Consider the following 14,529-nt stretch of genomic DNA (forward strand, 5'->3'; position numbering starts at 1 on the left):
TTTCATGGACTCGATCTATTTCCGCGATCCTCTGGGTCTCCGCATCGAATTGGCGAGCTACCGGTTCGAACCGCCCGAGGGGAGCCGGCATGCAGACGTGATGATCGAGGCCCACCGGATCCGCGTGGAGCGTGGCGATCATCACATCGACAAGGAACACCTTGCAGATGCCATCGAACTCATTGTCGAGCGTAGCCAGCAATCGCTTTCAACGGACCGTGGACCGCGAAATCCATACTGATCGCAATGGGTGTCGGTGACCTTTTTTGCTCTGGCGCGCCTGACCAAGATATTCGCTGAAACGGCCGCGACTGCTCACCCTGCATGGGAGACGAGCACATGGTAAGGTAATGGCCCAGAGCGACGCCCAATCCATTTGACGCATTATCCTCTTAAAGCGCAATTTTCTGCGCCAGTCGGATCGCGCGTTGTCGCCTAAGATGCGTCTTGCCGCTGTCGCACCCCGGTGACTGCTAAGAAGTAGAAATCGAGCATCGAGTTCAGCGAGGCTGGGGTTCTCTGAAGCCTGCTACGCAAAGCCGCGCCCTCCCAGCAATCGACCAGTCGTTCGGCCATCTCCTGCACGTTGGTGTCCTTTGGAAGTTCCCCAAGTTGTCGGGCTTCTTTAAGGCAGATAGCCATTTCGCTGGCTATTTCAGAAAAGCATTGCGAAATCTTTTCCCTAAAGACGTCGCTGACGCTCGACAATTCCTGGCCAAGGCCACCGATGAGGCAACCCATGTAACCTTTCTCACGATACGATTTCTGCGTCATCTCGAAAAAGTCCCGCACCCGCGTGAGCGGAGGCCGATCAGTATGCCTGAGGCGGGCATCGATACCAGCGTGAACCTGCGACATGTAGGTGTCGAGAACCTGAAGCGCAAAATCTTCCTTGTCGTTAAAGTGATGGTAGAATGATCTCTTTGGCGTCCGGGTCGTATCCAGCAACGCCTGAATGGCCAGGTCGTTGGAACCATGCTTCCGATCGGTAGCGGCAATTGCACAGGTCTGCTTGGTCCCGCTTAGCGGACCCTCGCTGCAGGTCGTACCAAGGTCTGCTCTAAGGCTGTTCGCGTAAATCCGTAACCGCGATCAGGACTGAGTATCAGCTTCGCGGTCTGTCTCGGCGTTTTCCGCGGCCCACTCACCCGCAGCCTCCACTGCTACGGTCGAGGCGGTGGGCAAGACATTCAGGTAGCTTTCGGTCTCCTCCACAGGAACGACCGCACGCTGCGTCATACGGTAGAGCGCATAAAGTGCAATGGCAACGAAAGTCGCGCAAAGCACCAGCCAGAATGCGAAGGGGCCAAGCCCCTGCATCGCCCAGCCAGTGACCAGCGGGCCTATTATTGCGCCCAGACCGAACGTGAAGATGAGCCCCCCAGATGCCCCCGGCATATCCTCGGCCGAAAGAGAATCGTTGGTATAGGCCAGAAACAGGGCATAAAGCGGCGTCGTCACCCCACCGGCGAAGAAGGCAGACGCCATCAAGGGCCAAAGACCACCACCAGTGATCCACCCCATCGCGCAGGAGACTGCGCCGAGAGAAGCCGCCCCGAAGATCAGCTTGCGTCGGTCCATCCGGTCCGAAAGCCAGCCGATGGGGTATTGTAGCAGCAGCGCCCCGGCGAACAGCATCGCGATAAATAGCGCGATCTGCGATGTCGTCAGCCCGATCTGGGTGCCGAAGACTGCGCCCATGCCTGATTGCGTCGCATAGACGCTGCCCAGCAGAAATATCCCCACAGTGCCAAGCGGCGAGCCCGTGAATAGGTCGCGAAGGGGCATAGGGCGCGCGACTTCGGCGACCGGCGCCGAGGTCGCGGAGAGAAGGATTGGTCCAAAAGAAAGCGACACTAGGATTGAGGCGCCGATGAAGAGCACCGAAGTCCCCGCATCCCCCAGCGTCAGCAGCCCTTGGGCTCCGATGATCCCAAGCGTCTGCGCGATCATATAGGCCGAAAGCACCTTGCCACGCGTCTCATTGGTGGAGGCATTATTCAGCCAACTCTCGGCTGCGACGTAAATACCTGACATGCAAAAGCCCACAAGCAACCGCAGTACAGTCCAGGCCCAGGGATCGGCCAGCAGTGGAAAAGCGAGTAGCCCCGCTGACATGAAGCTCCCCAGCGCCGCAAAAACGCGCACGTGCCCGACGCGCCGGATCAGCAATGGTGTAAACCGTGCGCCCGACAAGAAGCCCATGAAATAGCCCGAAGTAACGATGGCCAGCTCTGCAGACGAAAATCCCTCGATTCCGCCCCGCAAGCCGATCAGGGTGAAATGCATGCCGTTGCCCAGCATGATGAGCACGACACCAAGCAGTAGGGCCCAGACACCGGACAACACTTTAATCATCAAACATCCTATCGCGCGTGGGTCTCAATATACTGCTCGCGGCGTCTCATGGAACACAAGGCGCTGGCCTTGCTGCAACGCCGCATACATGACCGTTTACGACAAAATAACAATTGCGCCGCAATTTCACCAAGAAGCCAGTGTGTTTGAGTTTTCTGCTTTGGCGCACACGATCCACCTGTGCAAAAGTACTGTACCTGATCTTTTGCTAATCGGGCACTTTTGGGAGGGGGATGGAATGGTCAGAATTACAGAGGGCTTGGGAGTATTGGCACTCGCCGCCGATGCGGCAACGGGAAGGCCGAGGGGTTCGGGCTTGTCTGCTGCAATTGTGGCTGCCGAGTTCTCACGAAGGATCGGTGAAGATCTCGCAACTCAGAAAGACGCCTATTTTCTGGCATTGGTTCGCTTTATTGGCTGCACGATCACCAGCCATGAAACTGGAATGCTTTCATTCGGGGATGATCAGGGATTTGCAGTGGCAACAATGCTCGGCGATTGGGCGGATCGCGAGGACCTCAAGAAACACCTGAATCACTTCATTGCCCACGCGGCTACCAAAGATGAACGCGATGCGGCTTTCAACTACATCTGCGATATCCTTCCGGATGCCGCTCCAGATTTCACAGCTGCCCATTGCCGACAGTCATATCTTTTAGCGAGCAGGTTACCGGTGTCTCAGACAGTACTGGACTGCATTCCATTTTATTATGCCCGTTGGGACGGGAAAATTCTGCCGTTCGGCGGATTGGACATTCCCTACCTGTCGCGATTGGTCCGAATTACCGAAATGGCGGAATTGGTGCGGCGGCTCGAAAATACAAACCGCGCCAAAGAAGTCATCGCGTCAAAGCTTGGTCACGAAGTTGATCCGGACATTGGCCACAAATTCCTTGAGCATGCGGACGATGTCTTTCAGGTTGCGAGTCGAACGCCCGAGTTCGAGGCTTTCGTCGCGGCAGAACCGGGCAATCCAATCGAAATGACCTCTAATTGTCGCGAGACCTTGGCAGACGTCGCAGCGGATATGACTGACCACAAGGCTACATGTTTTCGCAGTCATTCTCGAAGGGTTGCTGGTCTCGCAGCTCAGGCGGCGCAAATTGCCAAATTGCCCAGAGCGCGCGTAGAAGATCTCCGATTGACCGCATTGGTTCATGACATCGGAAAATGTGCGATATCCAATCGCATTTGGTACAAGGCCGAAGAGCTCTCCGTCTCCGAGCGTCTGGAAAAGGAACGACACACGTTCGAGACTCAATTTTTCCTAAGCCACGGAAAACCCTTTGCTGAGTGGGCTAATGTCGCAGCTTCAGTCCAAGAGCGGGCGGATGGATCAGGCTACCATAGGCGCTCATTCCTTAACGATCTGGGCTCGAACATCCTCGCGGCGGCCAACGAATATGATGAGTTGACCCACGGGTCTCCGGCGCGCCCAGCATTGGACGCTAAAGCTGCAGCTGAAGAACTAAACAGCATGGCCAAATCGAAAAAGTTTGTGCCAACCGCTGTTTCCTTGGTTCTTCAGGCTGCTGGACACATGGTTAAAGACGCAGGGGCCTCACTGCCCTTTGGGATTACGCGTCGCGAAGCTCAGGTTTTGTCGCATCTCGCCAAATCCGAATCTACCTCCGAGAATGCGCAATGCCTTGGAATATCGCCCAAAACTGCCGACCATCATATTCAATCAATCTACAACAAAACCGATATCCGTGCGCGACCAGCTTTGGCTTTGTTTGCGCTTGAGCACGGAATCTTGATGGATTGAGAAGTTTCGTCGGAAAATAGGGAACTCTCCCGATACGTAGGGAGGTCAATTCGCGGCATCCTGATCTTAACGGCGACAAAAATTGTCCCGGGACAGTGAAGGAAAAGTGAAATGCTCACGAAATCAATGAAAACAGCAGCGCTCGCAACCGTGCTGATTGGAGGACTCATGACCACCACCGCTATGGCCGACGGCCACCTCGACGCGACCGACGATATCGCTTGGACGCTCACTCTCGATCTCGCGGAAGGTCAAGACGATGCATTCTCGTTGCTGATGGCTGAAATGGTAGCGGCTACCAAAGAAGAAACCGGTACAAAATCATATGAATGGCATCGCTCCGGCAGCACTGTGCATATCAATGAGCGCTTTGAAACCAACGGAGATGCGGGAGTCCATTTAGGCAACTTTGGCGAAAACTTCGCAGAACGCTTCCTTGCAATCCTCTCTCCAACTGGACTGCATGTGTATGGTCCAGCAGAGGGCGGTGTGCGCGAAGGGTTGGCTGGGTTTGGAGCCACGTTTTATGAACAGGTTGGTGGGTTCGATCGCTAAATCGCTAAACGATGTCTCTATGGATGTCTCTATGAATGTAGGGCCCCAAGATGGGGCCTTACGTTTGGCGTCGATTTCGATCGGTCAGGACATTCAGCGACAAAGGCATCAGTCGTTCATTTGCGATCAAAGAGTCACCTCTTATCTTTTCTAAGAAAATACCGTCTCAGTCCGCATGTCGGACCGTGGCGCGAACTGCAGAGAAGGTCTAATTCGAGCCCAAAGGACTGACATCCGAAGCGCGTAGTTTTTACGGCCAAACGGACAGACCTGATATTCGTCGGATGCTGTCTGAAGGCTTAGCTCACCCCGATGGGGTGTCAAATTTCAGCAAGAGGTGCGAACATCGGCAATCGCCCAATCAGCGCTTGCGATTGCGTCTCGCAGCATATCGTCGGTCACGTTCTGCCTTACGTTCTGCTTCATGCGCCGCTTTTTGCGCGATCTCTCGATCGGCAGTCTCAGCACGTTCCGCCTCTAACCCTGCGTCACGCTCCGCTGCTTGCGCCGCTACACGTTCGGCAGCCTCAGCTTGTTGCCGCTCCAGGTCTTCTTTTTCTCGCAGCAGATTTATCGCACTGACCTTCCGTTCTGCTTCACGGGCTACAGCTGCTGCATGCCTTTCTGCGCGCTTTGCCAGCTTCTTGGGATCATCTGCCGCCGCTTTGAACCGTTCAAGCAGATGCTGTTTGGCTTCAGACGCGGCCTTGAGGCGCCCGTCAAAGCCATCTCGATTAGAGTTCTTCATATAGTCTTTGCTCACCTTACTGCGGTTCAAGCGCTACGACAGTTGCACGCCACACCGATGGACGATCGTCGACGCATCCTTTTGGCAACCCAACCGGGAGGTCGCTTAACGCACCGGGTTACTCGTAGCAATAGAAAAGCACTCGCTGAAACCACATGTGCAGAATGACAGGCAATGCAATTCTACCGCCTGAGGCCTGCTTGTAAGGGATTTTTCGGACACTCGACTTAGAGCGATGGAGAGATTGAAAGTGGGGCATATTTCGCAAAGGCCAAAGGCTTGCTTTCGGGAAGACCGAGTAAGCTCGCCACTTTCGTCAGATGATCGCTTTCCCGTACTCGCGCGAGATCAGATCAACCAATTGGTTTATCCCGCTCAATTGCTTAACAATAGAAATGTGCTCCAGTCTCGTCGAACCATGTCTGCTTGGCATCCGTACTGATGCCGGACTTTCGACGTGGTATGTTTCATGAGATCAGCCAGAAGAGGAGTATATAAGCTTCCGGGACATCATCACCATCTTGACCCCAAAGCTGGGAATACGCGGATATTTTGGGCTGTTGCAATCAATATCCTCCTGACGGTCGTGCAGATCATAGGTGGCATTCTAACCGGTAGCCTGGCGCTGATTGCGGATGCAATCCATAACCTGTCCGATGCGCTGACGCTTGTTCTTGCATTCTTTGCGCGCAAGATCGCACAGCGGCCTGCCGACGACACCATGACGTTTGGATATGGGCGCGCAGAAATCGTCGCGGCGTTAATCAACTATACGACCCTGATCCTGCTTGGCTCATACCTAACCTATGCTGCCGTCATGCGGCTCTTCGAACCCACCAGCGTTGACGGCTGGTCTGTCGTTGTCATTGCGGTCTTTGCTTTAGTAGTTGATGCGGTCACCGCCTTTCTGACCTACGCGCTGTCGAAAGAAAGTATGAATATTCGCGCCGCGTTCCTGCACAACCTCGCAGACGCGCTTGGATCTGTTGCGGTTATAATAACGGGCACCGTGATCATATTGTATGATTGGCGGCTGATTGACCCGCTCATGACCCTATTGATTGCGGGCTATATCCTTTGGCAATCTGTAACCGAAATCGGCGGCTCCGTGCGAATATTGATGCTCGGCAGCCCACCTGATCTGGATATTCACGCCATCTTAGAGGCAATACACGCCGTACCGGGCGTTGAGGATGTGCACCATCTGCATCTGTGGCAGATGCAGGAACACGAACAAGCGCTGGATGCGCATGTCGTTATCAAAGAAGGCGTTTGGATGGAGGCGGATAGCGTGAAGCTCGCTGTGAAAGCCGCCCTGCGTGATGGGTTCGGACTTTCCCACTTCACACTTGAATTGGAATGCCATGTCCATGCCTGCAAAGACCCCCAGGAAGTCGGCCATGCCGCCCCTGCAAGCTGAAATACTTTGAGCGAAATCAATGCGCGGCGAGGAGGATTTAATAGGTTCGCATAGTTCAAAAAAATCGCGACTGGCAAAGTTTATGGCTTTGAGACCGCCCCGGTTCCCGACTGGTAGGAGGTTCCCAGGCTGTGGCGCGATAAAGGCAGGAGCGTTTAACGAGAAGAGTTGAGAATTGCGGTACAGCCTCGTGCCTGCACTTGCGTGATTTGAAAACTTTATGAGGGGAAGCGGACATTGGCCGCAGTGCAGAACATGTCCACCTAGTGCTCAAAGCCCACTTTCGAGAGAAGTCGCCATCTAGTAGTTTTGGAGAGCCGGTCAGTCTGAAATAGCGGTTATTTTCGGGCCGGGCGTAACATTGGAAAACGGGGCGGCGACGAACCAACGCGCACCTTCGCCAACTCTTGAAAACCGAAACGTTTGTAGAGAGACGTGTTGGCTGCGTTTGTCGACTCCAGATAAGCGGGCAACCCATCGCGATCGACCATGGCAAGACCATACTCCAAAATCTGCGTTCCGACACCGCGCCCGCGACACACGGGGTCTACGGCAATCAGCCCAAGGTACCAGTGTGGATCACTTGGGCAATAGGCAGCGCATTGAGAGATCAGGGCTGGGAACTCAGGCGGGAAACCGTGTCCCGCAGCCGCGGACGAAGGTTCTGCCTGCGCAACCTCTTCAGAACGGTCAGCCTTTGCACCAGGCGGAAGCCAGATCGCAGCCCCAGCAAAATCACCGATCACAAAGACCGTGCCCGCATCAAATGCCTCAGAATAAGCGCGCCTTGGGTGCTTTTTGCTATCGCGCAGGAAGTCTAGTGAATTTGGCATCACCCAACGAACAAATGGATCGTCAGTGAATGCGACAGACAATAGTGCGCCCAGTCGCTCCTCGTCTTCCCGGCCCCCACGTCTGATAGCCATTTCTTTCAAGGTCACCTCCGACGAGTTATCCCTGTGAATGCTATTGGCTTTCCGCCATTTCACAAGAGTTCGTTCGCGAACCCAAGTATCGATGGTTTCAAAGCGGCCGTCGTTCGCTGCAGTTCGCACCCGTCCTCGTTTAAATCACCGTCGTTCATCGCTCACTCGCTCCAAATACCGGCTTGTTCGGGAACAGTTGCCCGAGTTTGCTGCGTTTGGCGGGTTCGGTACGGCACCGGGGCTTGGCACTGTCGCTTACCACAACTGCGCATAGCCGCTGGGGAGTGGTAGGCCGGCATGGCCTGCCACGTATTTTGAAAAGCAACAGGTCAGAGTCCGTATTGCTCGCGTGCGTAGTCGCCGAGCCCCACGGCGTCGAGTTTGGCGAGCGGGGCGAGGAACGTTACCTGAATGACGCCAGGGGCGCGGCCGATCTCGATCGCACCGTTTACTGTCGCCCGGTTGCGGATCTCGGCCACAGTCACGTCAAGCAACTTGGCCGCGCGAGTGAGGCCGTTCTCGATTGCGTCGTTGAGGTTGGCTGCAGTGCCTATCACTGAGATTGGGGCCAGAGGCTCTATCTCAGACACGCCCCATTTTGTAGCAAGGCGTTGGCCTTTCGCTTTCTCCGCCTCGCTAAACGGTTTTGCTAGCGGCGGCAAATCCTCTTCCAAAGGGAAAAGAACGGGCCCATCCAGCGGATAGTTTTTCACGACCTCTACCTGCAATGTCACGCTGCCTGAGACATCCATGGTATGCCCGGCGATTTCGCCATCGCCCTGGCCGGCATGCATGTCCCCCATATAGATGCCCGCGCCGGGAACCTTGACCGGAGCTACTAGGATCGAGCCCGCGCGTACCGCGTCGATATCCATATGACCATCGGTCTTGTGCTCGGCCAGTTGCTCGGCCGTGATGGCGTAATCATGAGGCGCGCCGACCAGAAAGGCGCCGAAATCACCCGCGTTGTGGCTATCGGGCATTGGCATCGACGGGCAGGTGCCAAGCTGGCCCATGAAGGGGCGCATCCGGATTAGCGTGCCTGGCATGTCCGAGGGCGCGAAATTAAGGATCGAATGCTGGCGGCTTTCGTCGGGCAGGGCTGAGTAGTGATCTGCGTCTTTAGCAATCGTTTCCGCTGCTTCTTTCGGCAACGTCAGCCCTACAGTGCGAGTTTCGTCGAAAGTAACGGTATAGCCGTGTACGATCTCGAAGGGTTTCACCGCGTTGCCGCAAGCGTCACATTTGACCGACTCCTGCCCAACACCTTCGATATGCGTCTCTGGCCAGACCGTGTCACAGACGGGACAGCGCGCGGCGACATAGGGATCGCCCAGGCAAAAACCTTCGGGAGAGCTGTCATGCCCAGACGCCGTGGCGATTGATGTCACTGTGATGTCCCGGATGCGGATAGCGACACCATCGCCAACCTCGGCCCCCTCGACATATACAGGCTTGGTTACCTCGTGCCCGCCTCGCAGGCTCGGGGTGATCATTGGCCCCCAGCAGCCGGGCGCGGTATTTGCGATGATCGTGCCGCCGTCTTCGACTGGTCCCAACATCTTCTCATTGGGATCGAGCACGCTATTGGTGAATTCCTGAACAACGACGCTACGGCGCGATGCTGGCGCTGCATTACTTCCATCCGGCATGATGCCCACTCCCTGAATTGAATTTATCGAGGGTAAGAGTAGTTGTTTCGACCACGTCTGCAAGGAGCTAACTATCGACAGAAGGCGAAGGACCAACACTCGGTTTCGGCTGGCCGCAGGACACGATCGAGAAAAAAGCTCAGCGACTAAACACCCGCAGAGCGTTTCGAACGGTCGGTGCAGATGACTGCTGCGTCTTCAACTTTGGTTAAGAGGGCCCACAGCAGACCTTCACTGCCGTTTGCACTAAGGTCTGCTAAGCGTGACAAAGTGAGCTTTCGCTGCGCCTGTGCCAAAGGCAGCTTTCGGTCGCTCAATGCTTCAATTGAGAACCGCTAAATACGAAGTGTGTCGAAGTTCACCCCTCTGTTCATGACCACGTCAATCAGGAATGCAGTCTCGGAGCGGCATAAGGGGCGAGTTGACTGTCCTTGTAGAGACTAGTTCGCATGCGTCTGACAGTACCGGCTTGACGGTTTTATTATTCCGGCGCCGTTGCCCGTGCTGTCTGGATTTCGCGGTGCCAGACATAAATGCCGGCGACTGCGATCACTAGTGCGCCCAGATACGTGAAAAAGTCTGGGTATTCACCAAAGATGACCATGCCCCAAACTGTGGCAAAGAGCAGCCCGACATAGGAAAACGGTGCGATCGCGCTCGCCTCTGCCGCCATCAATGCTCGGATCAGGCAGAAATGGCCTAGCGCGCCGAAGCACCCCAGGGCCATCATCAAAACAGCCGCCAGCGGATCAGGGCGCACCCAGAAAAACGGCACGATCAGGCTGAGCACCACTGTTCCGAAAGCGGCTGTGTAAAACAGCGAGGTCCACGCGTCTTCATCGCGGCCAACGAAACGCGTGGTCAGCGCATAGCCGGAGTAGGCAAGCGCGGCACCCACCGGCAGGAGCGCGGCAGCAGAAAACACCTGTGAACCCGGGCGGATGATGATCAATGCGCCCACCAACGCAGCCCCAACGCCAAAAGCCCGGCGCGGGCCAAACCGCTCGCCCAGGATAAGCGCAGCGCCCAGCGTGATAAGGATAGGGTTGATCGACATGATCGCAGCCGCATTTGCCAGCCCGATGGTCACGAAACCGAAGAAAAAACACGACGTAGCAATCAGCAAAAAAACCGAACGCAGCAATTGCAGGCCCGGATAGCCGGTTTTAAGGACCCTTTTCATACGCGGCGCAATCAACAAGGTCACCACGACCGTCTGTCCGGCATAGCGAGCCCAGATCGCCATGACCGTATCAGTACGGTGGGCGACTTCTTTGGCCATCGCGTCCAATACGCTAAAAAAGAACATAGTGGCTATCATCAGCGCGATGCCTTGCGCCGTACCGCTCAGCTCTGACCATGGTCGCAGGCGAGGGCCCGGTGCAGGTTTCTTGAAAGCCATCTGTGATCTCCAGAAGTTGGCTTACGTGAATAGCCTCTCATGTGTGGTGTGCGTCGGTTGTGCAAGGGTTGAATTGGCGCTGCGCCTGCGCTGTCAGAGGAAACTGACTTGAGAGGGGCAGGGCGATGAACTGTCCTTGCGAAGCGATAAAACGCAGCCCCTCCGTTACTTCAAAACAAGTCCCGAGATCATCCACCTGCCCGTGATGATCTAAGCATGGTTACCACTTTCGCTCCGGAATGCAGCAGTATCTGCTGCATGAGCCTAGCATCGCCGCCGATGGTTATAGTTGGCTAGAGTTTGAGCGTATTGCTACAACTGGTTGTTCGGTGGCGTGCGGTCGTTTCCGGCTCCAAGCGAGTATTCGCCGCGCTCCGAACCTATGGCAGATTTGGGAAGCGGGTCATTCGGGGCGCTGCGCACGAACTGTCACAACGCGGACAAGACGAAAGTCTATACGCGACGGGTCAAGGGCGATTGTATCGAACCTCAAAAATGCTTCAAGCCAGTCCCTCGGGTGCTAGGTCCCCTATCGAGGCTTCCTCGACCTTCGCTTTCCGCCGTCGCTCGGTCTTCGCCGTCACAGGCAGAGGTATGTCGAAAACATAGCCCGGCTCGGACTTTTGACGCTCCCAAGTGTCGAGCATTTCGCGCCACGCCTGCCGCAGATTGCGCGGTTCGGGCATATCGTCCTTGATCTCAGCAGCCAGCGCGGGAAGGTTATAGCAAGGAATGCCGGCATACATGTGATGTTCGGTGTGCCAATTCATATGCCAGTAGAGAAACTCAACGACCCTCGGTAGGCGTATTGACCGGGTGCTCTTGCGGAAGTCGCTGGTGTTTTCCATCAGACCACAATGCTGGGGTAAAGCAACGAAGTAGCTGAGCCAGTTTCCGACATAGCTGGGGATGGTGATGATGAGAGGCAGGACCCAGAGACCGGTCACAATCGCCACGATGAGGACCGCGCCGTGGAATGCCAATTGTGCGCGCGACCACCACATTGAGCGGGAGTGCTGGTCCGGCTGGTCCTCGTGTAGTGCCCGCAACCACTCGTTGGCAGGAATTTCGGTCGAGCCGACTTTGCCGACCGCATCCAGCATCGTGACCCAGATCGTTGACAACAGCCCGCCTTTGCCAAACGTGCGCCCGGGTTGGGTCAAGAGGTTGACCGTGAAAAGCTGCAGAAGAAAGGTTCCGCCCACATTGGGATGCAATGGTAGAAGATTTTCGCGGTCGCCCTCGGGGTGCAACGTATAGCGGTGGTGATAGGTGTGGCTGGCCGCGTAGTCGAACGGATTCCACCAACTGATCAAGCTGAAGAGAAAAAGAAAGAACTTGTTGAGCCACTTGGTGTCAAAAACGGTTCCATGGCCGAGCTCATGGGTTGCGGTGCCACGGAAGAAAGTCGCGATTGTGCCGTGGACGAATAGCGCCGCCAGAAAGGCGATCCAGTAGCCCTGGGCCCAGGTCAGATAAACCGCCGCACCTGTTAGGCTGAAGAGACCAAAATGCCCTCCGGCTTGAATCCAGCCTTGCCGATTGCTGCGTTTGGAAAGCTCGCGAAACCGCTCGGGCGGCATCTTGGAGCGGTACCATTGGACGTTTAGGGTCTCGCGAACGTCAGAAAGGGGTTGGTATTGCATGTCTCACCACCACATTCGAAGCAATGCGAGAGTGGCCCGTCAAAAAGGAAATATGCAAGGTTTTTCATATACAGCACCGCTGAGCGTGAGCTGCCTCAGAGGCTGCGCGGTACTTCCTAAGCATGTCCCCCGGGGCTCAAAGCATGCCTTCGCCGCAGATCGTACTAAGTCTTCACAGCAGGGTGCGTATACGCCGGTCCTGATATAAACACCGCTAACTATTTGGCATCAGGTCCAAGAAATAGCTGTCCCGACCAGCACCAAGCCCATCCCGGCCAGTTCTCGAACGGTGTACGTTTCATCAAAGTGAAGCAGAGAGATCGTACCAAGGATAACCACCTCAGCCCCCAGGATGCCGACGTAGATTAGCCCGAGCCGCGCGCGCCTAAGCGCGAAGACCTCGAAAGTCGCTGCCGTAAGGAGCGCGGCTCCAATAATGAGAGCCAGACCAACGCTCGGAAGTTCCGCTAGCGACTTCATCGCAACCATGGCCACGCAGTAAAAGAAGGCAGAAATTAGCGCGAATATCGCTACAGACTGAAACAGTCTGAACAGCTCAATAATATCAATGACGTTGGTGTAGGGCCCAACCGCTTCTTTGGTAAAAAAGAAAAGGGTAGACGACAGACCTCCACGCCCAGTCGAGGTCAACTTAAGAGTCTAGGATCAGATGTGTATTCACGCAATCCAAGAATGCCAACGCGCAAGCTACCGGCGATTTACGCTCGCGAATCCGGTGTGTCCGCTCAAAGATGGTGTATCGCGGCGGCTACGCAAATGCCCGACACGCGGGATCAAGCTGTCAAGCGTTGTTAAAGCTTGACGATCCGCTTTGGTGAGTAGGGATTGGAAGTATGGCTATGACGTCATTCATGGCGGTCGTGGTCGTGCGAACAACTCCTAGATGGTCAACCGACCAAAGTGCCTAATCCCTCTCGCTTGATCCGCGCAAGTGCTTCAACCGCAATTGCCGTGTCTTGTGCGCCCGTTCCGGTTAGGTCGCATATTGTGACTGACTGTTGCGTGCGCTCGAATTGTCTGGCTCCGGAGGTGAAGGCTCCCAGCTCGATGACATCGCGATCAATGTTTGCACGCGCCATATGCTGAATTTCTCCGCCGATTTTGCATTGCGCCAACGTATCGCAGACAACCAAGTCAGCGCGCCGCAATATCTCTGACTCCAATTCTTGTTTGCCCGGCAAGTCCGAACCCATGGCAGTAATATGCAAACCGGGATGCACCCATTCGGCCGAAACAAGCGGCTCTGTGGCTTGGGTCGTTGTCACAACTATCTGAGCAGACTTTACGAGTATGGCGCAGGTTAATCAGACGCCTTGTGAGGCGTTTGAGAAATGCGTTGCGTGCCTGGCGTTTCAAAAGGGCTTTTAGCTGCCGTTTGCTGCGGGATGGACCCGGGGTCCGCTCAGCGGGCAAGGTTCTAACCGTGGAAGCCCCAAAGGTGCGGCGTGACGCTAAGCAAATTGCAGAACGGTTCCGGCTTAGCGGAAGCAGGCCTAAGGACCGGGCTAGGGTCTTTTGTGACGTTTACATTTCACTATCTTAAACGCACTCGCGTCAAATGCCCGATATCTGTGCTCTGATCAGGGTCATTCGCCTACGATCACGGTAAGGCTGCCCTCGTCTGTCGCAAATCGGTCGGAAACGGAAACGCGCAGCCGCACCTCTCCTGCAAATCCCGGAGCCGGGGTATAGATCCATTCGCCTCCCTCGGGATGCAGTTGGCCCGCCTCCGGCCCCTCGATGAAGGCGTATAAAACACCCTGAAGCTCTGGACCGGGCGTCAGCGAAATTGGCTGATACGACGTGGTCGTCACTGTCTGATCCGTCGCTCGCGGGGGCTCCTCGCCCACCCGGACGAAGACCCCTTGTGCATAGCTGTAAAACGACCCGGCCGGCACCTCTTTCAGGGCTAGGGCTCGCAACATGTACCAATCGCCGGGCTGTGGATCGGGATCAATGAAGGTGGTCCCGGTGATCAGTGCATCTTTGTTCAGGGGGACAAAATTGGTGCTGCCGTCTACCGCTCGGTAGAC

At 55.7% G+C, this 14,529-nt stretch carries 13 protein-coding genes and 1 pseudogene; 4 read left to right on the forward strand and 10 right to left on the reverse strand.

Annotated features, from left to right (window positions below; all coding sequences use genetic code 11):
• A pseudogene (locus Q1B15_RS19610) lies at positions 1-241 on the forward strand (VOC family protein); the annotation flags it as partial.
• Between the two features lie 194 nt (positions 242-435).
• On the opposite strand, the gene Q1B15_RS19615 reads toward Q1B15_RS19610, so the two are convergent.
• Positions 436-948, reverse strand: a complete 513-nt coding sequence (locus Q1B15_RS19615) for a TetR family transcriptional regulator C-terminal domain-containing protein (protein WP_299757046.1) — start codon at positions 946-948, stop codon at positions 436-438.
• 144 nt (positions 949-1,092) lie between these two features.
• Positions 1,093-2,358, reverse strand: coding sequence for an MFS transporter (locus Q1B15_RS19620; protein WP_299757049.1), 1,266 nt, complete (start codon positions 2,356-2,358; stop codon positions 1,093-1,095).
• A 238-nt stretch (positions 2,359-2,596) separates the two neighbouring features.
• Here Q1B15_RS19620 and Q1B15_RS19625 point away from each other — a divergent pair, with 238 nt between their 5' ends.
• On the forward strand, positions 2,597-4,126 hold the full coding sequence (locus Q1B15_RS19625) for an HD domain-containing phosphohydrolase (RefSeq protein WP_299757051.1): 1,530 nt from the start codon (positions 2,597-2,599) through the stop codon (positions 4,124-4,126).
• 111 nt (positions 4,127-4,237) lie between these two features.
• Positions 4,238-4,681: an antibiotic biosynthesis monooxygenase gene (locus Q1B15_RS19630; protein WP_299757054.1), complete on the forward strand. Its 444-nt coding sequence runs from the start codon at positions 4,238-4,240 to the stop codon at positions 4,679-4,681.
• Positions 4,682-5,042: 361 nt separating this feature from the next.
• On the opposite strand, the gene Q1B15_RS19635 is transcribed toward Q1B15_RS19630, so the two are convergent.
• Positions 5,043-5,429 (reverse strand): DUF6481 family protein, encoded by a 387-nt coding sequence (locus tag Q1B15_RS19635; protein WP_299757057.1) that lies wholly within the window; start codon positions 5,427-5,429, stop codon positions 5,043-5,045.
• Positions 5,430-5,898: 469 nt separating this feature from the next.
• Between Q1B15_RS19635 and Q1B15_RS19640 the strand changes: the two genes are divergently transcribed.
• Entirely contained in the window at positions 5,899-6,849 is a 951-nt protein-coding gene (locus Q1B15_RS19640; protein WP_299757059.1) for a cation diffusion facilitator family transporter, read from the forward strand.
• A 338-nt stretch (positions 6,850-7,187) separates the two neighbouring features.
• On the opposite strand, the gene Q1B15_RS19645 is transcribed toward Q1B15_RS19640, so the two are convergent.
• From Q1B15_RS19645 to Q1B15_RS19675, 7 genes are all read right to left on the reverse strand, one after another.
• Positions 7,188-7,775 carry a GNAT family N-acetyltransferase gene (locus Q1B15_RS19645; RefSeq protein ID WP_299757061.1) on the reverse strand — a complete coding sequence of 196 codons (588 nt, stop codon included), beginning with the start codon at positions 7,773-7,775 and terminating at the stop codon, positions 7,188-7,190.
• A gap of 329 nt (positions 7,776-8,104) precedes the next feature.
• On the reverse strand, positions 8,105-9,427 hold the full coding sequence (locus tag Q1B15_RS19650) for an acetamidase/formamidase family protein (RefSeq protein WP_299757064.1): 1,323 nt from the start codon (positions 9,425-9,427) through the stop codon (positions 8,105-8,107).
• Between the two features lie 481 nt (positions 9,428-9,908).
• Positions 9,909-10,829, reverse strand: coding sequence for a DMT family transporter (locus tag Q1B15_RS19655; protein ID WP_299757066.1), 921 nt, complete (start codon positions 10,827-10,829; stop codon positions 9,909-9,911).
• Positions 10,830-11,329: 500 nt separating this feature from the next.
• Complete coding sequence (locus Q1B15_RS19660) at positions 11,330-12,475, reverse strand: fatty acid desaturase (RefSeq protein ID WP_299757068.1); 1,146 nt, start codon at positions 12,473-12,475, stop codon at positions 11,330-11,332.
• A 228-nt stretch (positions 12,476-12,703) separates the two neighbouring features.
• Positions 12,704-13,126: a hypothetical protein gene (locus Q1B15_RS19665; RefSeq protein ID WP_299757070.1), complete on the reverse strand. Its 423-nt coding sequence runs from the start codon at positions 13,124-13,126 to the stop codon at positions 12,704-12,706.
• 257 nt (positions 13,127-13,383) lie between these two features.
• Positions 13,384-13,788: a hypothetical protein gene (locus tag Q1B15_RS19670; protein ID WP_299757076.1), complete on the reverse strand. Its 405-nt coding sequence runs from the start codon at positions 13,786-13,788 to the stop codon at positions 13,384-13,386.
• A 294-nt stretch (positions 13,789-14,082) separates the two neighbouring features.
• A partial coding sequence (locus Q1B15_RS19675) for an Ig-like domain-containing protein (protein ID WP_299757073.1) occupies positions 14,083-14,529 on the reverse strand: 447 nt, incomplete at its 5' end.

The organism is uncultured Boseongicola sp. (assembly GCF_937988555.1).
In the GTDB taxonomy this organism is placed as follows: Bacteria; Pseudomonadota; Alphaproteobacteria; order Rhodobacterales; family Rhodobacteraceae; genus Boseongicola.